At 55.3% G+C, this 22,651-nt stretch carries 21 protein-coding genes and 3 pseudogenes; 14 read left to right on the top strand and 10 right to left on the bottom strand.

Annotated elements, in window-relative coordinates; genetic code table 11:
• Positions 1–63: 63 nt before the first annotated feature.
• The 3 genes and pseudogenes from EPYR_RS16005 to EPYR_RS15995 all read right to left on the bottom strand — a co-directional run bounded on the left by EPYR_RS16005 (position 64) and on the right by EPYR_RS15995 (position 3,080).
• Positions 64–1,273 (bottom strand): annotated as a pseudogene (locus EPYR_RS16005) (IS256 family transposase).
• A gap of 56 nt (positions 1,274–1,329) precedes the next feature.
• Positions 1,330–2,493, bottom strand: coding sequence for an IS256 family transposase (locus EPYR_RS16000; RefSeq protein ID WP_014539523.1), 1,164 nt, complete (start codon positions 2,491–2,493; stop codon positions 1,330–1,332).
• Positions 2,494–2,549: 56 nt separating this feature from the next.
• Complete coding sequence (locus EPYR_RS15995; protein ID WP_012669405.1) at positions 2,550–3,080, bottom strand: hypothetical protein; 531 nt, start codon at positions 3,078–3,080, stop codon at positions 2,550–2,552.
• A gap of 469 nt (positions 3,081–3,549) precedes the next feature.
• Between EPYR_RS15995 and EPYR_RS15990 the strand changes: the two genes are divergently transcribed.
• The 12 genes and pseudogenes from EPYR_RS15990 (at position 3,550) to EPYR_RS15935 (ending at position 12,443) form a co-directional block, all read left to right on the top strand.
• Positions 3,550–4,014, top strand: a complete 465-nt coding sequence (locus EPYR_RS15990; RefSeq protein ID WP_012669404.1) for an STM2901 family protein — start codon at positions 3,550–3,552, stop codon at positions 4,012–4,014.
• Positions 4,008–4,313: a DUF1493 family protein gene (locus tag EPYR_RS15985; protein ID WP_012669403.1), complete on the top strand. Its 306-nt coding sequence runs from the start codon at positions 4,008–4,010 to the stop codon at positions 4,311–4,313. Before EPYR_RS15990 ends, EPYR_RS15985 begins: the two co-directional genes overlap by 7 nt.
• Positions 4,314–4,454: 141 nt before the next feature.
• On the top strand, positions 4,455–4,775 hold the full coding sequence (locus tag EPYR_RS15980) for an integrative conjugative element protein, RAQPRD family (protein WP_004168501.1): 321 nt from the start codon (positions 4,455–4,457) through the stop codon (positions 4,773–4,775).
• Positions 4,766–5,011 carry a TIGR03758 family integrating conjugative element protein gene (locus EPYR_RS15975; RefSeq protein WP_004168502.1) on the top strand — a complete coding sequence of 82 codons (246 nt, stop codon included), beginning with the start codon at positions 4,766–4,768 and terminating at the stop codon, positions 5,009–5,011. Before EPYR_RS15980 ends, EPYR_RS15975 begins: the two co-directional genes overlap by 10 nt.
• Before the next feature lie 12 nt (positions 5,012–5,023).
• Positions 5,024–5,383, top strand: coding sequence for a TIGR03745 family integrating conjugative element membrane protein (locus EPYR_RS15970; RefSeq protein WP_012669266.1), 360 nt, complete (start codon positions 5,024–5,026; stop codon positions 5,381–5,383).
• 9 nt (positions 5,384–5,392) lie between these two features.
• On the top strand, positions 5,393–5,767 hold the full coding sequence (locus tag EPYR_RS15965; protein WP_012669265.1) for a TIGR03750 family conjugal transfer protein: 375 nt from the start codon (positions 5,393–5,395) through the stop codon (positions 5,765–5,767).
• The gene (locus EPYR_RS15960) at positions 5,764–6,423 is read left to right on the top strand and encodes a PFL_4703 family integrating conjugative element protein (RefSeq protein WP_012669264.1); all 660 of its coding nucleotides are present in this window, start codon (positions 5,764–5,766) and stop codon (positions 6,421–6,423) included. The genes EPYR_RS15965 and EPYR_RS15960 overlap by 4 nt, the downstream gene beginning before the upstream one ends.
• Positions 6,420–7,283, top strand: a complete 864-nt coding sequence (locus tag EPYR_RS15955; protein WP_012669263.1) for a TIGR03749 family integrating conjugative element protein — start codon at positions 6,420–6,422, stop codon at positions 7,281–7,283. Before EPYR_RS15960 ends, EPYR_RS15955 begins: the two co-directional genes overlap by 4 nt.
• The gene (locus EPYR_RS15950; protein ID WP_014539520.1) at positions 7,283–8,800 is read left to right on the top strand and encodes a TIGR03752 family integrating conjugative element protein; all 1,518 of its coding nucleotides are present in this window, start codon (positions 7,283–7,285) and stop codon (positions 8,798–8,800) included. The genes EPYR_RS15955 and EPYR_RS15950 overlap by 1 nt, the downstream gene beginning before the upstream one ends.
• A gap of 35 nt (positions 8,801–8,835) precedes the next feature.
• The gene (locus EPYR_RS15945; protein WP_041474206.1) at positions 8,836–9,234 is read left to right on the top strand and encodes a TIGR03751 family conjugal transfer lipoprotein; all 399 of its coding nucleotides are present in this window, start codon (positions 8,836–8,838) and stop codon (positions 9,232–9,234) included.
• Complete coding sequence (locus EPYR_RS15940) at positions 9,234–12,035, top strand: conjugative transfer ATPase (protein WP_014539448.1); 2,802 nt, start codon at positions 9,234–9,236, stop codon at positions 12,033–12,035. Before EPYR_RS15945 ends, EPYR_RS15940 begins: the two co-directional genes overlap by 1 nt.
• Before the next feature lie 11 nt (positions 12,036–12,046).
• A pseudogene (locus EPYR_RS15935) lies at positions 12,047–12,443 on the top strand (hypothetical protein).
• Between the two features lie 273 nt (positions 12,444–12,716).
• On the opposite strand, the gene EPYR_RS15930 reads toward EPYR_RS15935, so the two are convergent.
• The 5 genes and pseudogenes from EPYR_RS15930 to EPYR_RS15910 all read right to left on the bottom strand — a co-directional run bounded on the left by EPYR_RS15930 (position 12,717) and on the right by EPYR_RS15910 (position 20,532).
• Positions 12,717–13,967 carry an adenylate/guanylate cyclase domain-containing protein gene (locus EPYR_RS15930; RefSeq protein ID WP_231839702.1) on the bottom strand — a complete coding sequence of 417 codons (1,251 nt, stop codon included), beginning with the start codon at positions 13,965–13,967 and terminating at the stop codon, positions 12,717–12,719.
• A gap of 226 nt (positions 13,968–14,193) precedes the next feature.
• Entirely contained in the window at positions 14,194–15,234 is a 1,041-nt protein-coding gene (locus tag EPYR_RS15925) for an IS630 family transposase (protein ID WP_012666458.1), read from the bottom strand.
• A gap of 99 nt (positions 15,235–15,333) precedes the next feature.
• Positions 15,334–15,615: pseudogene (locus tag EPYR_RS21580) on the bottom strand (RHS repeat-associated core domain-containing protein); the annotation flags it as partial.
• A gap of 783 nt (positions 15,616–16,398) precedes the next feature.
• Positions 16,399–17,454 carry a site-specific tyrosine recombinase XerC gene (xerC, locus tag EPYR_RS15915; RefSeq protein WP_014539516.1) on the bottom strand — a complete coding sequence of 352 codons (1,056 nt, stop codon included), beginning with the start codon at positions 17,452–17,454 and terminating at the stop codon, positions 16,399–16,401.
• Positions 17,455–17,769: 315 nt separating this feature from the next.
• A complete protein-coding gene (locus tag EPYR_RS15910) occupies positions 17,770–20,532 on the bottom strand; it encodes a CHC2 zinc finger domain-containing protein (protein ID WP_014539515.1) in 2,763 nt (920 codons plus the stop codon).
• A 114-nt stretch (positions 20,533–20,646) separates the two neighbouring features.
• Between EPYR_RS15910 and EPYR_RS15905 the strand changes: the two genes are divergently transcribed.
• Complete coding sequence (locus tag EPYR_RS15905) at positions 20,647–21,039, top strand: helix-turn-helix domain-containing protein (protein WP_012669391.1); 393 nt, start codon at positions 20,647–20,649, stop codon at positions 21,037–21,039.
• Positions 21,040–21,120: 81 nt separating this feature from the next.
• On the top strand, positions 21,121–21,450 hold the full coding sequence (locus EPYR_RS15900; RefSeq protein ID WP_012669390.1) for a SymE family type I addiction module toxin: 330 nt from the start codon (positions 21,121–21,123) through the stop codon (positions 21,448–21,450).
• Between the two features lie 88 nt (positions 21,451–21,538).
• Here EPYR_RS15900 and EPYR_RS15895 read toward each other — a convergent pair whose 3' ends face one another.
• Together EPYR_RS15895 and EPYR_RS20045 are read right to left on the bottom strand one after the other, a co-directional pair.
• On the bottom strand, positions 21,539–22,030 hold the full coding sequence (locus tag EPYR_RS15895) for an SMI1/KNR4 family protein (RefSeq protein ID WP_231844229.1): 492 nt from the start codon (positions 22,028–22,030) through the stop codon (positions 21,539–21,541).
• 11 nt (positions 22,031–22,041) lie between these two features.
• Positions 22,042–22,488: a hypothetical protein gene (locus EPYR_RS20045; protein ID WP_012669388.1), complete on the bottom strand. Its 447-nt coding sequence runs from the start codon at positions 22,486–22,488 to the stop codon at positions 22,042–22,044.
• Positions 22,489–22,651 lie beyond the last annotated feature (163 nt).

Below are 22,651 nucleotides of genomic sequence, written 5' to 3'. Positions count from 1 at the left end.
TGGCAAATAATAGATGAACTGCATGAAGGACCCTGTAAATAATTCTGTGTAACTGCCACCGTATTAAAGGTGATCGCTCAGGCGNTCACCGAACTCGATAATAAAACGGCTCATTGCCAGCCGCCAGTTCTGGATCGGCATATTCCATTTTTTTGACGCATCCTTGATCGCCAGATAAATGACCTTTCTCACCGAGTCATCTGTCGGGAACACCTTTCGCTTTTTGATGGCTGCGCGGATCACGCTGTTCAGTGATTCGATGGCGTTCGTGGTGTAGATAGCCTTACGGATATCGGGCGGATAGCCGAAGAACGTATTAAGATTTTCCCAGTGTGTGCGCCAGCTCTTACTGATTTGCGGGTATTTCTCGTCCCAGATGCCTGCAAACTTATCCAGCGCCATCAGCGCCGCCTCTTCTGTCGGAGCCTGATACACCTTTTTCAGCCCGCCGGTGACGGCNTTGTAGTCCTTCCACGACACGTATTTCAGGCTGTTGCGCACCATATGAATAATACACAGCTGGATATGCGTCTGAGGATAAACGCTGTTTATCGCATCCGGGAAGCCCTTCAGTCCGTCCACACAGGCAATCAGGATGTCCTGAAGGCCCCGNTTTTTAAGCTCTGTCAGCACGCTGAGCCAGAACTTCGCGCCTTCGTTTTCTGCCAGCCACATGCCCAACAGCTCTTTCTGGCCTTCGGTATTAATGCCCAGAGCGAGGAAGACGGCCTTGTTAATCACGCTGCCATCGTGACGAACTTTCACCACGATACAGTCAAGATAAACAAATGGGATAAAGTGCATCCAACGGGCGGTTCTGCCATTCAGCAACCTGCTCTTTAACGGCATCCGTGACTTTTGAAATCAGCGTGGGCGACACGTCCGCATCGTACATTTCCCTGAACGTGGCGACGATGTCTCGGGTCGTCATGCCTTTGGCGTACAGGGACAAAATCTGGCTGTCCATCTGCGTGATACGCGTCTGGTTTTTCTTTATCAGCAGAGGTTCAAAGGTGTTTTCACGGTCACGCGGTGTGCTGAGTTCAATCTCGCCGTCATCGCACAGCAGAGTTTTTGACGAATAGCCGTTGCGGGTATTGGAGCCTGCTTTTGGGGCGTTTTTCTCGTGCCCGAGGTGGTCAGTCAGCTCAGCATTGAGTGCTGTTTCAACGGTAAGCTTCGTCAGCATGCGGGAAAACGCATTGAGNTCGGCTTCGGTTTTAAGGCCTTTAGCCAGTTCAGCCGCAAGGGCCTTGAGTTTCTTTTCGTCCATAATGTGCCTGTCTCCGTTGTTGGAATGAACATATCAAAAACAGGCAGATACACAATTTAAATTACANGCTCCCAGTTCTGGATCNGCATATTCCATTTTTTTGACGCATCCTNGATCGCCAGATAAATCACTTTCCGCACCGAGTCGTCTGTCGGGAATACCTTTCGTTTTTTAATAGCTGCACGGATAACGCTGTTCAGCGACTCAATGGCATTCGTGGTGTAGATTGCTTTGCGGATATCGGNCGGATAGCCGAAGAACGTATTAAGATTTTCCCAGTGTGTGCGCCAGCTCTTACTGATTTGCGGGTATTTCTCGTCCCAGATGCCNGCAAACTTATCCAGCGCCATCAGCGCCGCCTCTTCTGTCGGAGCCTGATACACCNTTTTCAGCCCGCCGGTGACGGCTTTGTAGTCCTTCCACGACACGTATTTCAGGCTGTTGCGCACCATATGAATAATACACAGCTGGATATTTGTCTGAGGATAAACGCTGTTTATCGCATCCGGGAAGCCCTTCAGTCCGTCCACACAGGCAATCAGGATGTCCTGAAGGCCCCGNTTTTTAAGCTCTGTCAGCACGCTGAGCCAGAACTTCGCGCCTTCGTTTTCTGCCAGCCACATGCCCAACAGCTCTTTCTGGCCTTCGGTATTAATGCCCAGAGCAAGGAAGACGGCTTTGTTAATCACGCTGCCACCGTGACGAACCTTGACCACAATACAGTCAAGATAAACGATGGGATACAGCGCATCCAGAGGCCGGGTTTGCCACTCTGCGACCTGCTCTTTGACCGCGTCGGTGACTTTGGATATCAGCGTGGGCGACACGTCAGCATCGTACATTTCCCTGAACGTGGCGACGATTTCCCGCGTGGTCATTCCTTTGGCGTACAGAGATAAAATCTGGCTGTCCATCTGCGTGATACGCGTCTGGCTTTTCTTTATCAACTGAGGCTGANAGGTGTTTTCACGGTCACGGGGCGTGCTGAGTTCAATCTCGCCGTCGTCGCACAGCACCGTTTTTGATGAGTAGCCGTTTCGGGTATTCGAGCCTGCTTTGGGAGCATTTTTCTCGTGCCCGGGGTGCTCTGTCAGTTCAGCATTCAGTGCTGTTTCGACGGTTAGTTTCGTCAGCATGCGGGAAAACGCATTGAGNTCGGCTTCGGTTTTAAGGCCTTTAGCCAGTTCAGCCGCAAGGGCCTTGAGTTTCTTTTCGTCCATAATGTGCCTGTNTCCGTTGTTGGAATGAACATATCAAAAACAGGCAGATACACAATTTAAATTACAGGCTCTTTTTCTTCCCCGTTTATAAATTCTGTGATTTTGCAGTTTCTACTTATATTGTCAATTTCGATAAAGTAGCCGAGTTTATAACCACAAACGTGTTCAAGCGAGAGTTCATCCAATGCCCAAATTTCATCAAAAGATTTTCTGGTAATTGCAATTAGTCGCTTTCTGTCACTCTCGCTTTCTTCTTCACGACGTCCTTTCTTTTTCATTTCAATAGCAATGAGGTTATCATTCTCCCCTTGCTTACCTCTTGAATGAAGAATTAGATCGCAAGTAATTTTTATTGTTTCTGGATTTCCATTAATTATGGTTTTTATATTACCACCCTGCATTCTGTTGTATTCCACATCAGCAACGTAATTTTCCGGAAAGCCAGACTTGTGTGATTCAATTTCAAGAATACAAGCCAGTCTGGCACATAGGTTCCTCTCGCTCACTCCACTGCATATATTTTCACATTCCCGTTCTAAAAAAATACGAAAGGAGTCTTCAAAAACGTTTCTAAGTTTTTCTTCCATCAGTATTTCCTCTAAAAATATGATTAAGAACCGGCTATTTCATGCTGGCAAAAAAAATTAAGTAATTCTGATGGCCGACAGCTATGATTTTGTTGCTGATGGTCATAATCATCCATTCAACTTTTCTGATATGCCGCATTTAAACTGAGTATATACATACTTGACACATTCATAGTGCCTCCGGACTAAAAAGTGAAAAAACCCAACATAATCCTACAATCACCATAAAAGTGTTGCTGAAAGCATTTTTGTTGGCGGAGGATTCTTTTTATGAGCTGGTCAGTAGTGATTGAAAGCAAAAGCTTAACGAATAAGATCATCATCCTGCACTCTCAAGCGTAGATGGAACATTAATCTGTTTAAACATCTCCTGCCCACTCATATTAGGAATGTTGTCCTTGACCAGAGAATGAAGAAATGGTTATTAGTTTGCAAGGTAATGATAAACCGGTAATTTAAGGGGTAACAGATGGATACCACAGAGCAAATTAATGGCTATTTCTATGGAGGATTCTCTAACCTTTCTCCCGGTGAACTCTTCTTCTGGATAGCCGTGGATACAACAGCGGAGCATTTCGTCGGTCCAGTCTCTTCGCCAACCAATCTTGCCGCAGCGGCATTGTTACTGGCAGGCGATAACAATATTTATGTGCCTGGCAAACTTGGCGGTGCCACATTTGGCACTTCCCGCGCCTCACTGTGGGCGAGAAAATATATTAAAGATTTTACCCTGCCTCGTCCGATCCCCACTCTGGTCGGAGGACCAAACCCCTTTAAAGTTAAAGTTCGCACTACTAACAATCTGGCAGCGGCGATAGGCAGAATGGTTCCTGTTGTTGGCTGGGCAATCGTGGCGTCAGATATTAGTCTGATTATGTGGAAAACAATGAATAAATACAACAGGATAGCCAAAAAGGAAGACAAGGTATGGTAAAAGATAACATTGAAAAAGCCGTATTTGAACTGGTTGAAACATACAATGGCCCAGGATTATTCAGCGGCAAACGGCCAGTATTGAGAAGAGAAACAGACCTCAATGATGATTTCAGGATGTTGCCCGAAGATGCCTATGAACTGTTGGTTAAATACTCAGAGCAATTCAATATCAATCCTAAAGACATTAACTTTCAGCGCTACTTTCCTGACGATCTCAGCGCCCCTCATGCTGCGATAACCATAGATCTGCTTATCTGCTCGGCTGAAGCTGGCAAATGGCTGGATGTTCAGTCCTGATCGTTATAGCCCCGGTGTATCTCCTGCCCTAATCCTGCAACTAACCGCTTTTATTTTTGCAGACCCATAAACAATTTACTGCTGTAAGCCCTGCGGCTTTACGTCACTCTCCCGACCATCAGTTACCCGGGAGAGCCGCCTGTGCGATACACCAAACCCCTTCTTTTGCTGCTGATGATGTCAGCAATGTCTGTGATGCCGTGCCAGGCCTCTGAGAAAGACGAGCTGGCGCTGGTCATGCGTCAGCTGGACCAGGTGCAGGCCAGCCTTGACCGCGCCCGCGTGGTGGCCAACCAGAATCAGGACGCCCGCTTTTATTTCGACTATCAGCAGGCGACACGCGATATCACCACCATCAGGCAGGGGATTTCCACTTACCTCGAACCGTCACGCGCCCAGCCCTCATCTCGTTCTGCTGCGGTTAGCGGCCAGTACCGTGGCGAGGAGCCGTCATGGCGATGAACGCAGCCCAGCTCTCCGGCTGGAGTGCCGGCACCGGCAGCAGCCTGACGCCCGCGCAGCTCAATACGCTGATTCTTGGCTCCCTGGCCATTGTCCTGTTGCTGTTTGCCGCCTGGGCGATGGTGCAGGCCTATCGTGGGCTGGCCAGCAAAGCCGTGACGTTCCGCCAGTTCAACGAGCTGCTGATACGTCTGGTGGTGCTTATCCTCCTGACCTTGTTTCTCTTCTTCCACTGAAAGGACACCGTTATGAAATTCGTTACGCTATACCGTGCGGCGCTGCTACGTGCCAGGCTTCTGCTGCTGCCGGGGCTGCTCTGGGGCGGGCAGGTCATGGCAGATCTGCCCTCTGTTGAACAGCCGACCACCGGCGGCGGTGGCGGCACCTATAACACCGTGATGGGCTACATCAAAATGGGCGGTCTGGCGCTCGGCCTGCTGGTCTGCGTGGCTGCTTTTCTCGCCGTGGCTCACGCGGTGATCACTTCCTTCCATGATATCCGTCGCGGCAAGGGCTCCTGGACCGAGTTTCTGCTCTATCTGGTGGTCGGTATCGGCCTCATCCTGCTGGTTATCTATCTGGCCACCAAAGCTGCCGACATCATTTAAGGAGTTTTCATGGCCGTCATCGACTTTCTTCCTGACAGACTGAACAACCCCCCTGTGGTGTGGAAAGGGTTCACCTCCGGTGAGTTTTTGCTGGCGGCCGTTACCGGCATTCTGGCCGGCCTTCCGCTGGCCGTGCCGCTGTCGCTGGTGCCGTTTATCGGCTGGCTGGCATTCCCCACCTGCATGCTGCTGACGCCGCTGGTTGTGGTGTTTCTCGGCGGCGGCTGGATTGCCGGCTACAAGCGCGGCAAGCCGGAGAACTATATCTGGCAGCGCATGGAGGAGCTGCGCTGCCGCGCCCGGCTGTCGCGCTCGATGATCCTCGACAGCCGCGTGTGGGAGATGAAACGCGGCGCGCCGGTGAAGCGCGGAGGTCAGGTATGAGCCGTTTTCGCAACGGGATGACCGCGCGCGACAACCCTATTTTCTCGCTGCGCATCGCCTGCGTGCTGCTGTTTAGCGGCCTGTTATTCACCAGTCTTGGCTGGATGCGCGCGCCGTCTGAGCTGACCATCCATAACCCGCCCGATCTGCGCTCCGGCAGTACCCGTAAATGGTGGGAGGTGCCGCCGTCAACGGTGTACAGCTTTGCCTTTTATATCTTCCAGCAGCTCAACGCGTGGCCGAAAAATGGCGAGATGGACTACCCGGCGAAGATTGCGCAGATGAGCGCCTACCTGACGCCGTCCTGCCAGGACTTTCTCAACAAAGACGCGGAGATGCGTAAGAACAGCGACGAGCTGCGCGACCGCGTGCGCGTGGTGTATGAAATCCCACGGCGCGGCTACAGCAGCCGCAGCGTCACCATTATCGGCCAGGACAACTGGATCGTCCGGCTGGATCTGGCGGCCGACGAGTATTACCACACCGAACCGGTGAAACGGGCGCTGGTGCGCTATCCGCTGAAGGTGGTGCGCTGGGAGGGCGATGCGGAGCGTAATCCTTTCGGCCTGGCGCTGGACTGCTATGCCGCCACGCCGCAACGGCTGGAGGCCATGCCGCTGCCGGAAGCGGAGAAAAAGTCGGGAGCATTCAATTGAAAAAAATCACACTGATACTGCTGGCCCTGCTGCTGACGTCAGGCGCAGCACGGGCGGTAGAGCTGATGAAGTGGGAACGTATTCCACTACAGATCCCGTTAACGGTCGGTCAGGAGCGCATCGTCTTTGTGAACAAAAATGTGCGCGTGGGCTTCCCGTCCGTCCTGAATAATAAGCTGCGTATTCAAAGCAGCGGTGGCGTGGTCTATCTCGCCGCCAGCGAGGCGTTTGCGGTGACGCGCCTTGAGCTACAGAACAAGGAAAACGGTGAAATCATTCTGCTCGACGTCAGCGCTGAACCCGGCAAAGCCACGCGCGAGCCGGTAAAGATCGTCTGTGACGGTGAGGTGGCTAACGCCAGCGCCAGTGATAAACAGACGGTCAGCGGCGACGGCAGCGCACGCCAGCCACCTTCGGATGATGCGCAGGCCAGCCGTAAGCCGGCAAAGCTTAACGCCCCGCTGCCCGTGGTGCTGACCCGTTATGCGGCGCAGAACATGTACGGCCCGCTGCGCACGGTGGAAGCGGTGCCGGGTATCAGCCCCGTCTCCCTGAAGCTGCCGTCTGCCATCACCACGCTGATGCCGTCCGAAGCGGTGAGCGTGACGCCGATGGCGGCCTGGAGCCTGCAGGGCAGTAGCGTTATTGCGCTGCAGGTGCGTAACCGCGCCGCTGACAAGGTTATTCTCGACCCGCGCGTGCTGGAAGGGCAGTTTGTCACCGCCACCTTTCAGCACCGCTGGCTGGGCAGCTCTGGCACGCCGGAGGACACCACGGTGCTGTATCTGGTGACGGCGGGCCGTGCGGAAAGCGCGTTTATTGCCGAACCGGCGGTTAAAAGCAGCAGGAGAGCGAAATAATGAAAGCGCCATCTTCGAATCTGTTGGTGAAAGTAGCCGTTCCGCTGGTGCTGACCGGCGCTATCGTGCTCGGCGTCAAATCCTGTGCTGAAAGCAGCAGCCAGACAGCCGGCGGGCAGAAAACCAGCAACGTGGCGCTAAAGGATCTGACGCCGGAAGACCTGAAAGCGCTGGGCATTGAGGGAGATACGCCTCAGGACACGCTGCGCACCATCGTGGGTAATTTTCGCAAGGTACAGGAGCGTCTCGACGGGATTGCGGATGANAATAAAAAGCTCAGCGATGAGAACAAGGCGCTGAAAAAAACCAACGGCAACGTGGATCGGCAGATAAGCCAGGTGGTGGACAATGCCCGCGCCGAAGAGGCGCAAAAGCGCTCACAGCTCAGCGCCCAGGTTAACGATCTGAGCACCCAGGTCGACAGGCTGATGGAACAGCTTCAAAACGGCGCTTCCGGTGCAGCAATGGTCGCTAAAAACAGCATTTCCGGCAGTGATATCCCGGTCGGTATGGGTTATGACAACGGCTCTGGCGTGAGCGCCAGTACGCCACCGGCAGACGGCATGCAGTGGGTCGAGCCGAAAGACGGTATCCCGACCGACGCCAGCGGCCGTCCGGTGTCGGGCAGCAACGGCAATAACGCCACCGGCTTTGCTTTTGCCAGCACCTTTGANGATGTCAGTGATGCCGGCAAGACGGTTAATGCGGCGACCTCCGCCGTGCAGAAAACGTTGTCTGAAGCCGAAAAGGCGACTGATCCCGTCTATACCCTGCCGGAGAACGCCACGCTGGTTGGCAGTCAGGCCATGACGGCGCTGCTGGGGCGCGTGCCGGTTGACGGCAAGGTGACCGATCCTTATCCCTTCAAGGTGATGGTCGGCAAAGACAACCTGACGGCCAACGGCATCGAGCTGCCCGACGTGCAGGGAGCCATCGTNTCGGGGACGGCGACCGGCGACTGGACGCTGTCCTGCGTACGCGGTGCGATCACCAGCATCACCTTTGTCTTTACTGACGGCACCGTGCGTACCGTGCCGTCACCGAACGGGCAGAACGGCAGCGGCGCTAATCAGAACGGCCAGGGCGGCAACGGCAATAACAGCAGCATCGGCTGGCTGTCGGANGACAACGGTATCCCCTGCATTTCCGGTACGCGTAAAAGCAACGCCTCCACCTATCTGCCGACCATCGCGGCGCTTGCCGCCGCCGGCGCGGCCGGNGACGCGCTGGCGCAGAACCAGAATACCACCCAGACCAACGGCTACGGCGGCGTCACCTCCAGCCTGACCGGCGATGCAGGCCAGGCCGTANTGGGTAAGGCGTTTTCCGGCGGCATGCGTGAAACCGTTGACTGGGTTAAGGCGCGCTACGGCCAGACTTTCGACGCCATCTACGTACCNCCCGGCCAGAAGGTGGCGCTGCATATCACGCGCCAGCTGGCGATCGATTATGAAGAGAAGGGCCGCAAGGTGAAATATGACTTCAGCCTGGCCGGTAGCGGCACGGGCATGGACTGATGGGGATAATGATGTACGACAACGATAATCTCAGGATGCGCAGGCATAACCTTCTGGTCGTCATGGTGCTGTTGCTGGCGGGTTGCAGTACCTCTAAAGATGAGATGCTGCCCGCCGGCGACAGCTCGATGCTGGAGCTGTGGAATAACGGCGCATCGTCCAGCCACGCCACGACGGAAAGCCGCACCACGCTGCGCAGGCCGGTTGCGGACAGCGAGCGCACGCTGGCACAGCAGACGCGCGACAGNTACAGCCGCAGCCAGCAAAATGAAATCCAGCAGACGTTTCCGCGCCTGCCTAACCCTGACATGGTGATGTACGTATTCCCGCACCTGGCGGGCGGTAACACGCCGGTGCCGGGCTACAGCACCGTGTTTCCCTTCTACGGGCAGGTGCAATATGCGCTGCCCGGCGAGCGCACCGAGGATCTCTGATGACATTCCCTCTTTTCCGCCGCAGGCCGAAGCGGCAGGACGCACACCAGTACGGTGACGGGCCGTTTGCCGTAAACGGTCATCAACCCCTGACCCGCGACGGACGCCTGACGCGCACCGACGAAGCGCGACTGTACGCCACCGCACCGTCGGTTATCGATCATGTGCCGTGGGGCGAGTACCTCCCGGAACACCAGTGCCTGCTGCTTGATGACGGCGTGTCGGTTGGCGCGGTGTATGAAATTATCCCGACGGGCACCGAGGGGCGTCCTGCATCGCGACTGGACGAGATCCGCGACGTGGTGGAAAACGCGCTGCAGGACAGCCTGCCGGAGCTNGACTCCCATCAGTGGGTGGTGCAGTTTTACTGTCAGGACGAATCCGATCTCTCCTCTTATATGGATAAGGTCAGGGGCTACGTCAGGCCGTGGGCGCAGGGAACCGCTTTTACCGAAGCCTGGCTCAGCGAACAGGCGCGTCACCTGCAAAACGTTGCCGTTGAACAGGGGCTGTTTATGGATGACGCGGTGACCGGAGCCCCCTGGCGCGGGCAGATGCGCCGCACCCGCATGGTGGTCTATCGCTGGGTGGAAACGCCGTACCGTGACCCGATGGCTCCGGAAGTGCTGTTGAATCAGGTATGCGACCGGCTGACCGCCGCCATAAGCGGTGCCGGCATCCAGAGCCAGCGCCAGAACGGCGAGCAGATCCACAGCTGGCTGCTGCGCTGGTTCAATCCCGAACCGCAGTGGGTGGACAAGGCGACGCTGTATCGCTGCGCCCGCTACCGCGATGATGCGCCGGGCGATCTGCCGCTGCTCAATGATTTCAGCGAAAGCCTGTGGTTCACCCGTCCGCGCAGCNATGCGGAGAAGGGCGTCTGGTGGTTTGATGACGTGGCGCATAAGGCGGTGCCGGTTGCCCGTCTGCGTACTGCACCCTCGACCGGGCATTTAACCGGCGAGGTCAGGCGCGGCGACAACATCAACGCCATCATGGATCTGCTGCCGCAGGGCACCGTTCTGACGCTGACGCTGGTTATCCAGCCGCAGGACAAACTGGAGGAGAATTTTGCCCGTCTGAGCCGCGACTCGATGGGGGAGAACGTCGACTCGCTGCGCGCCCGCGAGGATGCCGCCCGCGCACGAACCTTCCTCGGGAACAAGCATAAGCTCTATCGTGCGGCCATCTCGCTGCTCATCAAGGCGCGGGATCTGGAAACCCTCGACAAACGCTATCTCGACCTGAGCAGCAAGCTGCTGAACTGCGGCCTGGAGCCGGTCAATCCGGAGCATGATATCGGCCCACTCAGCGGCTACCTGCGCGCGCTGCCCATGTGCTTTAACCCACAGCAGGATCGCCATCACTGGTATACGCGCCTGATGTTCGTTCAGCACTTTGCCTGCCTGGCACCGGTGTATGGCCGTGATACCGGCACCGGCAACCCGGGCTTTACCTTTTTCAACCGTGGCGGCGGTCCGCTTTCCGTCGACCCGCTGAATAAAAATGACCGTACCCAGAATGCACATAAGCTGCTGTTCGGCCCGACCGGTGCCGGTAAGTCGGCTACCGCACTCTGCGAACTGGCGCAGATGATGGCCATCTACCGGCCGCGCATCTTCCTGCTGGAGGCGGGCAACAGCTTCGGCCTGTTCGGGGATTACTGCGCTTCGCTGGGGCTGACGGTGCACCGTGTCAGCATCAAGCCCGGCAAGGTGATCTCTCTGGCTCCGTTCGGTGATTCGCACCTGCTGATGCAGGCCAGGCCGGATGCCCTGCTGGTCAGCGAGGAGGCGTTGCCGGATATCGATGAAGACGATGAGGACAAGGATGAAGAGCGTGACGTGCTGGGTGAGATGGAGATTGCGGCACGCCTGATGATCACCGGCGGTGAGGCGGCGGAGGAAGCGCGGATGACGCGCGCCGATCGCGGCATGATCCGCGAGGCGATACTGATTGCGGCNAGAACCGCTTTTGGCGCAGACCGGCAGATGCTGCCGGAAGACCTGATGTATGCGCTACAGAATATCGCGCGTGATGTCAGCACCGGCGACGACGGCCGCGAGAAGCGCACGCCCGCACGCCGCGCCCGTGCCGAAGAGATGTCGGAAGCGCTGCGCATGTTTACCGAAGGCTTTGAAGGTGAGCTGTTTAACCGTCCCGGCACGCCGTGGCCGGAGGCCGACGTCACCATCGTCGACCTGGGGACGCTGGCGCGTGAAGGGTATGAGGCCCAGATGGCGGTGGCCGTCATCTCTCTGCTCAACACCATTAACAATATCGCCGAGCGCGAGCAGTACAGCGACAGAGAAACCCTTGTCCCGATCGATGAAGCGCATATCGTCACCGCCAACCCGCTGCTGGGGCCTTACGCCACCAAGATCGTCAAGATGTGGCGTAAGCTCGGTGCCTGGCTGTGGCTGTTTACCCAGAACCTGGCGGACTTTCCCGATACGGCGAAAAAGATGCTCAATATGGCGGAGTGGTGGATTTGTCTCGTTATGCCGCCTGACGAGGTGGAGCAGATAGCGCGCTTTAAGACGCTGACGGACGAGCAAAAGACCATGCTGCTGTCTGCCACCAAACTGCCGAGAAAATACACCGAGGGCGTGATCCTGTCGCGCAAGGTGCAGGCGCTGTTTCGTGCCGTACCACCGAGCCTCTATCTGGCGCTGGGGGTGACGGAGAAAGAGGAGAAAGCCGAAAGGCGGTCGATTATGAATGAACACCATTGCTCCGAGCTGGAGGCCGCTTTTCACGTTGCGCGGCGTCTTGATGAGAGTCGCGGTATGGTTATCTGACAGGGGACACGATGAAAAAGCTGACCATGACACCGCCGATGGTCGTGCCTGACAAGGCGCTGATCGCTTCCGTTATTTACCGTGCCGCCGCAGGGTACGGCATCCGTTGGCCAGTCTGACCGCCGGTCGCTTGACCAGCTGCAGAGTGAAATCCTCAACCGGCTGGAGAANCCGGTGCTGCTGTCGGTCTATCCACACCGCGTTGGCCGGCGCAGCTGCGTGGCGGTGCATCTCTCTGACGTGCAGGATAAGACGCTGGATATTCTGGTCACCGTCACCGGNAATACGCTGTGGCCGGGTGAATCCGAATACAGAACGGGTATCCGCTGGAACATCTGTGTGCCAGACGCAACGGATATGCTCTGGGTGCTGAAGGAGATTGACCGGGTAACCGGCGAGCGGGGATAAGCAGAAGAACCCCGGTATTTGTCAGGCAGCGGTGTGTGTAGCTGCCAGGCTAATACCGGGGCTGCGGGTGCGGGCGGCATAGAGCCCGCGGTGATGGTTGTTATTTCGCATGTGATTAAGTTTGATAAAAATTTGTTACCTGCGGTACTACCTCTACGGGGTTTTAATTTCAACACGAAAAACTGCCGCCGATAAATAGCAACGGCAATGTTCTTTTGAGCTAACAGATCAATATAATAAGATGACGTGTAAGCTTGTTATATTGATGGCAACTTATTCACCAATAAAAACTGAGAAGCACTTTTCATTATGAATCAGACGTCCACCATCCCAAAATGAAACATACATATGATGAAGGCCTTTATAGGCAGTATCTTCCCAGTGTTTAGCAAAATATCTATTGTCGGAATACTTCGCAATTTCATCATATTCATGATTGCCGTTGTTCTCTTCTTTCAGTGCTTCTTCACCCGTATTGACAACTCGGAACTTGAATACAGGGTGTTCATAGTGGTCCAAAGAATAAAATAAACCTTTAAATGATATCCCCATGCCTTTTTTTATCACTCTGGAACATGGGAGATATTCATCTTCTGAGGGAGCGTCTTCATTTATCTTCAAAGTTGCTTTGATAACTAAATTATCTTCATTATCTGAAGTAGGTAAAAGTTTGTAGTAATTTTCATTTTTTAGTACAAATTGCTTGTAATTAACTAGATCACCATTGGCGTCTTTGTAGTTTGGTGAAAGGTATTTAATTTGGGTAATGACGCCATCTTTTATTTTAGTTTTAACCGATAATTGATTTTCGTCAAAGCCAATTAGTTTAACAAAGCTGTCACCTATCATTATAGAGTTCTTAGGTGCTTTTTGCTGTAATTTTGCCGCAACGTCAACAAAAAATGAAGTTGCAGTAACTTCTTGACTTTCCATATGACCATATTTCCCCCAAACAACTTGGTCGTCGGAACCATAGTCAATTCCAATTCTAATTCCTAAGCTTTCATCAACACCAAATTCATTAAGCTTTGGTATAACAACATCCTTAAACATTTCAATTAAATACGTTGCGCAATTTATGGTGTCAATGGCACTGTCAGCAATACGCCCTTGTTCTATATGGCTTTCTTTCCTGAAGAATGCCATTACTGCATCGCCCATAATCCTATGAACATGCCCATCAAATGAATTAACAGTTTCTATTGCGCATCTAATAATATCATTTTTTATTTTAAATACAGTTTCCGGTGGAAAAATGACTCCTAGCTTTGTCGAGCCGATTATATCCATAAACAATGTGACTGAATAACCTTTTCTCAATTCACCTTCTTCCATATCCTCAAAATCAGGATGACATCCAAAAGTTGGCATCAAACGACCTTGCTTGCCAAACTTATGCCTAACAAGCTCTTTGACTCCATAGTGTTGATTGACCATATTGGGAGAGAAGTTTTCAAGCCCAGCTGTGCTTTTAACAAAATTGTAAGATCGCTTTGAACTCTCGGATCCTATCTTTGAATCCATTGCAGACTCCATCATGGAATCATTAACCCTCCTTGACTTTGAATCAGAGATTGTTCTTTCCAAACTCTTTTCTAGGTTAGAGTAAATACTTTTTATTGACATAAAATCCCTTTAGCAGTTAGATAATATTATTATGCAGATTGAAAATCCGAGTGCATATGCGGCATTCTTCAACAAAGTTATAGCGGTAATTTGCTTCTCATATTTGGCCACTAAATAGCTGCGTCTAATAGCGCTCCACTTTTGCCAGTCCGTGTTTACCGCCCGGGAACGGGCTGACCGTTTTCATAAAGTGGCGTACTTTTTTCAACAGTTGCCACATTGACCGGCACTGATGATTGCGTGTAATGGTATCGTGCAGCGCCTGCCACAGGCGCTCAACATGATTGACCCACGGCGAGTAAACCGGCTGGTAAATCACCCTGAACTTTGGATTCTGTTTCAGCCAGCTCAGCGTTTCACGGCTTTTGTGGATGATATAGTTATCGACAATCAGCGTGATCGTTTTTGCCCGGCGGTAACTCGCTTTCAGGTGCTTAAGCAGGCTGATAAACAGCACCGAACTTTTGCTGTTACCGCCAACGTAACTGACTTTGCCCGTTCCGCTGTGCAGCGCACCCGCCAGGTAATATTTTTCATTTTGACCCGGTGTTACCACGCGTCTTTGCTGCCCGCGCAGTTGCCAGTCAGCACCGATTTTTGGATTGAGGTGGATATCCACTTCATCTTCATAAAATACCGGATGCTCTGCGCTGCATTTGTCCAACGCCTGGCGGATCACCGCCATCTTTTCATCTTTGTGCGGGTCACGGATCCGCAGGGTTGGCGCAGCTCTGCGCCACACCAGCCCGGCAGCGGGCAACCAGCGACGGACGGTTCCTGCATGCAACCGGCAGCCGGTTATGTCTTTAATTTTTATAGCCAACAATTCCGTACTCCAGCGTGAACGCTGATAACCAAAATCGCCGGGAGAGTGCTTTATCAGTTCACGTAACAGAGTGCAGATATGCTCAAATGGCCATCGGCGGGAGCGCCCTGCGGGCAACGATTTCAGACCTTCAACACCGGACAACGTAAACCAGTTAATCCAGCGCCCGACGGATGAACGGGCGCAACAGAGCGTTCTGGCGACGTGGCTGACACGGTTTCCCCGGTGCAACATCAGTATGGCCGTCAGCCTGCGGGCATGATTTTTATCGCGCGTTTTATGGATAGCTTTTCGCATCAGGCGTCGTTCTTCACGGGAAATGGGTGCTATGATCGGCATTGCTCAGTCCGGTTGGTGATTTGTTTTGATTTGGCGATTGATCAGATCGCACAATCCGGGCTGAGTTCCCTCAAAGTGATCTACTATTCCGCGCAGCTATTTAGTCCTGATTGGTTGATTATTTTTGCCAATCATTATGTTGCCGTTACCATCTCTTAGCTCTGGTCTGATAATCTTTGAAGGATGCTGGTTATTAGGTATGCCAGCATCACGTTTAGCCTGCCTGAATGCATCTCTGCGGCTGACACCTTCATAAGTCGTTTTCTTGTTCGGCGAACATTTCGTTAAACCAAGCGGATCNACCCACCCATACGGATTCGGCGCATAAGCATACAGGTTCATCCCACCACGGATAGAAATTGGGTCTTGGGCGCTATCCCGACGCCATCGTACTTTTCAGGCGTCCTCAACCCGCGTGGTGACTGGCTCCGCCAGACGGGCAGTGCGCTTTTTCAGCTGCCGCGTAACCCCGGTGCCCCGACGCGCCGTGAACGCCCGTCTGCCGGGCGCGGGCTGGCGAGGCCCGCAAGCGCCGTGAGCGGCGCTGTGAGACGCGGAAGGTTGAGGGAACGGCGGGTTTTGCATGGCAACACGAACCAGGGCGGGCAGCGGAAGCTGGCGAACGGGGAAGGAGCAGCGCAGCGCGACCCCGTGCAGCCAGACGCAGCCNGGCGGGCATAAGCTGTTTTGAGCGGAGGCCGTAAGGCCGACAACTGNCAGGGGTTTGCCGAAGACGGGGAAGAAGCCAGCGCCGCCAGGGATGGCGGCCACGCCACGCCTTACAACGCGGGGGCGCAAGACATAACGTGGATTGTGCGAACCNGAGCCGCCGCGCCCGTGCTGCCCCGCCGCCCGCCGCCCGCCGCGANGGTGCGCATAATCCCCCACGTTATGTTGAANGGACGGNAGCCGGGAACCGGCTTATGGAGAGAGGTGCGGCGGAAGCCCGGCGCACGGCCATTTACCCCCGCGCANGCTGAACGTGATGAAGGCAGATCGCACCAGGGAGGGTGCGCTCTGCCGGACTCCACAACCTGCGGCCTGACAGGATTTGAGCTACCTCTGCTGACCGTCCGGCGACTCCGGCATCACGTCCGGCGCGGTGTTCTCCGGCTGCGCGTTATATCATGCAGCCCCTTTCACTCCGGCCTTGCAGGGTCTGAGCTACTTTTTCGACCTGTCCGGCGGCTCCGGTTTAACCTCCGGCTCCGCGTTCTCCGGCTGCTCCGCTAACTTCTCCGTGCGCCGCTTCTCTGCCGGATGCGTGTGNGCATGAACCTTCTGCAAGTGACCGATGGCCACCCGNGTATAGATCTGCGTGGTCTCCAGCTTCTCATGCCCGAGGATCGCCTGGATATGCCGCGTGTCNGCGCCGTTCTCCAGCATCTGTGTCGCCATCGNGTGGCGGAAGATATGACAGGCTCCGGCNTTCTTCAGGTGCGCACCCTCACGGATGGCACGACCCGCCATCGCGGTTAAGGTGCCGTGCGCCAGCCCCGTCCCCTTATGGCTGATAAACAGNTGTCCGCTGTCGAACCGCTGCGCCAGCCGTGGCCGCACGTCCTTCAGATAGCGCCCCAGCCACATCAGCGCCGTGTGACCGACCGGGACAACCCGGTCCTTACCGCCCTTGCCGCGCCGCACGTTGACCACGCCACGCGTGAAGTCCACGTCTGACAGCAGCAGCCCGGCCAGCTCCGAGCGCCTGATCCCGCTACTCCACAACAGTTCGAGGATGGCACGATTACGCANCCCCGGCGGCGTGCCCGCGTCCAGGCTCTGCAACACCCGCCGCGTTTCGGCCTCGCTGAACACCTGCGCCGGNAGCCGCCGCTCCTCCTTCGGCAGCGCCAGCAGTTCGGCGGGGTTGTACAGGATCACATGCCGTTGCAGCAGCCAGCGGAACAGCATTCTTATCGCCGTTAACACGCCAAGCTGGCTGTTCACGACCAGCTGTTTTCCATCCGCCCGGCGGTAGCCTTGCAGCCAGCGCTGGTACGCCTCCAGCACCGCCAGGCTCACCTGTGGCGCNTACGTTATCCCGCGTGGTTCGCACCAGGCCAGGAACGCCCGCACCCGTTCGCGGTAGCCCTGCACCGTGCGCGGGCTGCGTCCGGCGACGACAAGATGCGCCAGCCAGCTTTCCGCCAGCTGCCGCAGCGTCTGTCCGTGCCGGCTGATATGGATTTCCGTTGCGGTGGGGGGGTTGGGTCTGGTCATGGCGGCACGTCCTGTGAGGTGACTGGGTTGAAGTGGACTGACGATACGATTTTGCACTGACTGGCGGAACAGGGCTTTTTGNACTGCCCCGACCGGTCTGGCGTTCAGCCCTGTTGTGCTGCGGCCTGAGGCGGTTTTTCCTCACCCGACCGGCCGCCGACCGCTGCCCGANCGGAGGCCGACTGCTGTGCTTCTGACCCCGACCGGAGGTGATCGTACTTCCTGTGAGGTGACTGGGTTGAAGTGGACTGACGATACGATTTTACGCTGACTGGCGGAACAGGGCTTTTTGNACTGCCCCGACCGGTCTGGCGTTCAGCCCGGTAACGGCGTGGCCTGAGGCGGTTTTTCCTCACCCGACCGGCCGCCGNCCGCTGCCCGACCGGAGGCCGACTGCTGTGCTTCTGACCCCGACCGGAGGTGATCGTACTGNGGGTCGATCAGCCCGCACAGGTGCGCNCCGTCCCCGTCTTCCCCGTCGAACAGCAGTTCGTACAGGAACGTCAGGCCGCGCCGGTGCAGCAGCAGGTACTCCATTTCAACCAGCCGCGNCAGGTGGATTTTCAGCTGCGTATCGCCCCAGCGCAGCGCATCACGCAGCATCTTGCGCGTGAACAGCCATTCGTGACGCGGCTGGCCGCAGTCCTTTATCCACTCCTGGATNAGCATCAGCAGCCTGCGCGTCTGCGGCGGCATCTCGTCCAGCGTGCGCCCGAGGATCTCATGCGCCAGACGGTTCGCCAGCGCGATGTCTTCCCGCGTCACCTCGATATAGGCCAGCGCTTCGCCGCGATGCGTGACCGTCTTGACCTCNCGCTGGTACTGGTGCAGCAGCGCCACGCTTTGGATCAGCGTCAGATACTTCATATGGTCGCGCCGCGTGCGGGTTTTGTCNGACATAAACGTCAGCCGGGAAGCATACGGATTAACCACCTTCAGCGGCCTGATCAGCCGCTGCGCGTTCTGGTGCAGCCGCGTGACGTGCGCTTTTTCACTCGTCATCAGCAGCCCTTCCAGCGTCTGCCCTTGGCGCTGCATGGCGTGGATCGCCTCGGTCTGTTCGCGNGACTCGTTGACCGTCAGCACCAGGCAGCGGTTCAGCAGCTCCTCGTCCACGTCGATCGCNGTGGTGGTGAGCATCAGCATCACCGGGCCTTTGACCCTGTACTGCTTTGTTACCAGGTTACCGGTGGCATCATCCTTGCCGGTGCTGGCNATGGTCAGTTCNCCGTCCGACTGCAACAGCTTCAGCGCATANGCCGCCTGGCGTACCCCTTCNTCTTCCGCTATCGCCAGGATCTTGTGNTGCAGGTTGCTTTCCCCGAGGTAGAACAGGCTCTGTCCGGTCATCGCGCTGTACTGCATGCGCTCCTCTTCCGGCATCAGATTCAGCACCGCNTCCATCAGCGACGACTTGCCCGCCGCCGACGACGACTGGATCAGCACCGCCAGCGGTCGTTCCAGCCTGCGCGAGGTCGCCGCCAGNTAGGCGGCCAGCAGGTTGCCGGATTCGCCGACCACGCCACAGGCGGCCAGATCGCCGGTTATTCTGCTGCTAAGGTCGGGATCGTTAAGCAGCGCCAGCGCCTCCGTCAGTTCCGGGCCGCTCTCTTGCGCTTCCGGCTGCGCCGCGAGGTTCTCCAGCGCCAGCAGCACTTTNCCCAGCGAACGCCGCAGCCCGTCCTCCGCCAGCCCCAGTTCCGCCGCCGCCTGGCGCACGTAACCCGAGCGTGAGCGGGCGCTGATCAGATCCAGCGAGTCGGCGAACGCCGCGCCGCTTTCCCGATCCAGCACCTGAAGNCTGAGCTTCATCACCGCCGCGCCCGGCTTCACCTGAGCCAGCCCGCGCACCCGCCAGCGCTGCGCCCCGAGGCCGATAAGCACCTCGCCCGCTTCGCCGCGTTCAACCACAACGCCCGGATCTGAAGGGCCGACGGCTAAGGAAGGGAGGGTTTCCGGCACGACCGTTTCAGCAACCGGCACCGTGACCGCATCGCGCATCGGCTGCGCCGACCCGGCCAGCAGCCCGAACTCCNGTTCCGGCTCCGCCACCCGGCACAGATAACCGTTGGCGTCCATCCCCTGTGGGAACACGATACGGAACGCGTCGATCTGCATGGCCGCCAGCTCCGNCGCCAGTCTGACCGCCGCCGCGTTGCCCGCCGCATCGTTATCAAAGGCGATCAGCACCTGTTTTATTTCATGCCGGGCGAAGGCGTGACGGTGATCGCCGGTAAAGCCGTTCACCCCNTACGCCGCCGTCACGTTGCGCTGCCCGGCCACCCAGAACGACATGGCGTCGATCAGCGATTCGCACAGGATCACCGACTTTGANCCGATCAGCGCCTGCTCGTTCCACACCCCGCCGTGCTGCCCCGGCAGATAGAGATGGGCGGGCATGCCGCGCTGCGGCTTGTCGATTTTGCGCCCGTAGACCTCGCGGATCNGGCCGTGCAGATCGGCCACCGGCACCACCAGNCAGCCGGTAAAGTGCTCGTGACCGCTTTCACGCATGATNCCCAGCGCCTGAAGCCGNGCGCGGATCGCCGCGCCGTCCTTCAGCTTCTTTGGCGGCAGACGGTAGGCCAGCGTGCGGTTAGCGAAGCCCGGACGGAACTGCGCCACTAAATCAGGATGGTTAAGGCGGCGCTTCTCAAGGTAAGCGANGGCCTCCGGCGCGTTCAGCAGCGTCTGGTGATAAAACGCGGTTACCCGCTCCAGCAGCGCCTGCCGCCCGGCTTCGTCGTCGGCGAACACGTCCGGCTGTGCGACCAGCGGCACCAGCGCCGGGTTCTCTCCCAGCTCCGCCCGCAGCCGCTCCACCGCCTTACGCAGACTGAGNTTTTCACTGTGCATCAGCCAGTCCAGCACCGAACCGCCCGCGTCACAGCCGAAGCAGTGATACAGGTTTTTCGCCGGGGAGATGACACAGGAGGGCGTTTTTTCATCGTGGAACGGGCACAGCGNCACCAGATCCTTACCGCGCTTAAACAGCTGCCGCCCCTGCGCCTGCACCACGGCGGCTAAAGAGACGGCGGCTTTCAGGTGCTGTAACTCTGCTTCCGGGATGCGGGCCATAACGGGAACTCCTGTAAAAACCTGTCAATAGGGTTAGGGTAAAAATAACTCCGTTGCAGAGTACCCTGTATTAGAGTATTGTCAACCGGGTTATTTAAAACAGGGAGTACTATCATGGCAATGTTAACGACAAGACAGCTACAGCAGGCCATGAACACTAAAGACGAAGCGTTTTTTAAGCAGCTTGGCGCAAGGATTGCGCAGTCACGCAAAGAACAGCAGCTGACACAGACGCAGCTGGCCGAACAGCTGGGGATTGCACAGCAGACGATGGCGCATTACGAGGGCGGGAAGCTGAAGGTTTCGGCGGCGCTGTTGCCACAACTGGCGCAGATCCTGAACCTGTCGCTGGATGAACTGCTGGGATTATCGGCACAGGGAAGAAGCGGCAAGCGTGGCCCGGCTTCGCGTCTGGAACAGCAGATCGAGATCATCAGTCAACTACCGCGAACCAAGCAGAAGCTGGTCTCTGAGATCCTCGATAACGTCATTGGAAAAACACAGTAATAACATTGAGATAGCGCAGTAATTAAGGGCGGCAACCCTTAATTACTGCTCACCATAATCAACTAAACGAGGTAGTTAATCATGGCTGAACACAATATTACGCCAGAAGTCACCATTTCAAAAACCCAGCGCCAGTATCAGGTGGGCTATGTCAGCGCCCGCCACCAGAACAGTAAAACAGGCATGACCACGTATTATTCGCGGCATCCCAGCCTGCACCTTAAGGGCGACTGGCTGAAAGAGGCGGGATTTGATACCGGAACGGGCGTCACGGTGAAGATCTCGGAGGGGTGCCTGATCCTGATCGCTGAGGGCAACGAGGTGCAGGAGTTACGGAAAGAACTTTATCAGGTTAAACAAGTGGTTAAGGGGATGAAAGCCGGGATATCCGGCGTACTGCGCGAGGTATAAAAATAAAAGCCGGGAATATCACTCATGATATTCCCGGCATGTAAATTATATATTATTCCAAAATAATTTATCAGTTGAACCAGTTGATTTAATAATTTCTGATGCTGTGCATTTTTTTTAAAAAATGAGAACCAACACCTCTAATAAACAATTCAAAATTATTGGCTACTGATGCCCAACCATCCATACCTTGCTCACTTGTAATAGCATGTACGTTTCCATTACAAGTATTAAGCAAAATAGTATAAGGGTCTGATATTGCTATACATATAATTCCATCAGGTCTATGCTGACCAATCCACCAATGGTTGAACTCATCATTATTTATTCTGGCTATCTTGTCTAAATAGTCACTACCATTGCCAAAAGATATATTACCCAATGAAAAATTATCTATATCATAACGCATTAAAAAGCCAACAAAATCATTTGGTAGATTAACGTTAAGATTACTTTCTGCAATCTTAAGGGTGCTCACCGGGGTTGTTCTTCTTTTTAAAATTAAATCATCCATTTCCCCATTAAATTTGGAAAACTTCTCATTTAGTTTGAGTTCAATTTCATCTATCGTTAATAGCATAGCTTTTGCCCTTATTTAGTATGCCAAACACCACCACTTCCGACATGAGTACTTCCAGGAACAGGTATAGCATACGCTCCAAAATCAACATGATGATGTATTATTGTATCCCCTTTATAATTAACATGCTCAGGAAATGCTTTTATCCATGCATCATCTATTTTTGGTGATAGTCCTAGCTCTTGTATTCTATATAAATTGCTATTGCTTAAGGAATCAGGCTGCAAATTAGTCCATTGCTTCCAAAATTCTTGGTTATTTCTTATACCACCATTTGAAGTAGGTATCCCTGATTCAAATGTTCGAGAATCTATTGAAAATGCGGGATCAGGTCTTCCAGGGAAACGAGGATCTACTCGTGTCTGATATGGATTGTCACCTCTAGCTATCCCTCCCTTACATAATCCCAGCGGATCGACCCACGTTAAAGGATTCGGCGCATAAGCATACAGGTTCATCCCACCCGACAGCCCCACCGGGTCTCAGGCGCTATCCCGACGNCATCGTACTTTTAAGGCGTCCTCAACCCGCGTGATGACTGGCTCCGGCAGACGGGCAATGCACTTTTTCAGCCGCCGNGTAACCCGGAAGACCCCGACGCGCCTTTTTGCCCGCGNACGC

The organism is Erwinia pyrifoliae DSM 12163, from assembly GCF_000026985.1.
Lineage (GTDB): Bacteria > Pseudomonadota > Gammaproteobacteria > Enterobacterales > Enterobacteriaceae > Erwinia > Erwinia pyrifoliae.
This window is presented reverse-complemented; position numbering and strand designations above follow the sequence as displayed.

Coding starts and splice junctions, on each gene's coding strand:
- EPYR_RS15995 (WP_012669405.1), bottom strand. CDS start 3,080: ATGGAAGAAAAACTTAGAAACGTTTTTGAAGACTCCTTTCGTATTTTT.
- EPYR_RS15930 (WP_231839702.1), bottom strand. CDS start 13,967: ATGGATTCAAAGATAGGATCCGAGAGTTCAAAGCGATCTTACAATTTT.
- EPYR_RS15905 (WP_012669391.1), top strand. CDS start 20,647: ATGGCAATGTTAACGACAAGACAGCTACAGCAGGCCATGAACACTAAA.
- EPYR_RS20045 (WP_012669388.1), bottom strand. CDS start 22,488: ATGAACCTGTATGCTTATGCGCCGAATCCTTTAACGTGGGTCGATCCG.
- EPYR_RS15990 (WP_012669404.1), top strand. CDS start 3,550: ATGGATACCACAGAGCAAATTAATGGCTATTTCTATGGAGGATTCTCT.
- EPYR_RS15895 (WP_231844229.1), bottom strand. CDS start 22,030: ATGCTATTAACGATAGATGAAATTGAACTCAAACTAAATGAGAAGTTT.
- EPYR_RS15975 (WP_004168502.1), top strand. CDS start 4,766: ATGGCGATGAACGCAGCCCAGCTCTCCGGCTGGAGTGCCGGCACCGGC.
- EPYR_RS15965 (WP_012669265.1), top strand. CDS start 5,393: ATGGCCGTCATCGACTTTCTTCCTGACAGACTGAACAACCCCCCTGTG.
- EPYR_RS15925 (WP_012666458.1), bottom strand. CDS start 15,234: ATGCCGATCATAGCACCCATTTCCCGTGAAGAACGACGCCTGATGCGA.
- EPYR_RS15985 (WP_012669403.1), top strand. CDS start 4,008: ATGGTAAAAGATAACATTGAAAAAGCCGTATTTGAACTGGTTGAAACA.
- EPYR_RS15900 (WP_012669390.1), top strand. CDS start 21,121: ATGGCTGAACACAATATTACGCCAGAAGTCACCATTTCAAAAACCCAG.
- EPYR_RS15970 (WP_012669266.1), top strand. CDS start 5,024: ATGAAATTCGTTACGCTATACCGTGCGGCGCTGCTACGTGCCAGGCTT.
- EPYR_RS15960 (WP_012669264.1), top strand. CDS start 5,764: ATGAGCCGTTTTCGCAACGGGATGACCGCGCGCGACAACCCTATTTTC.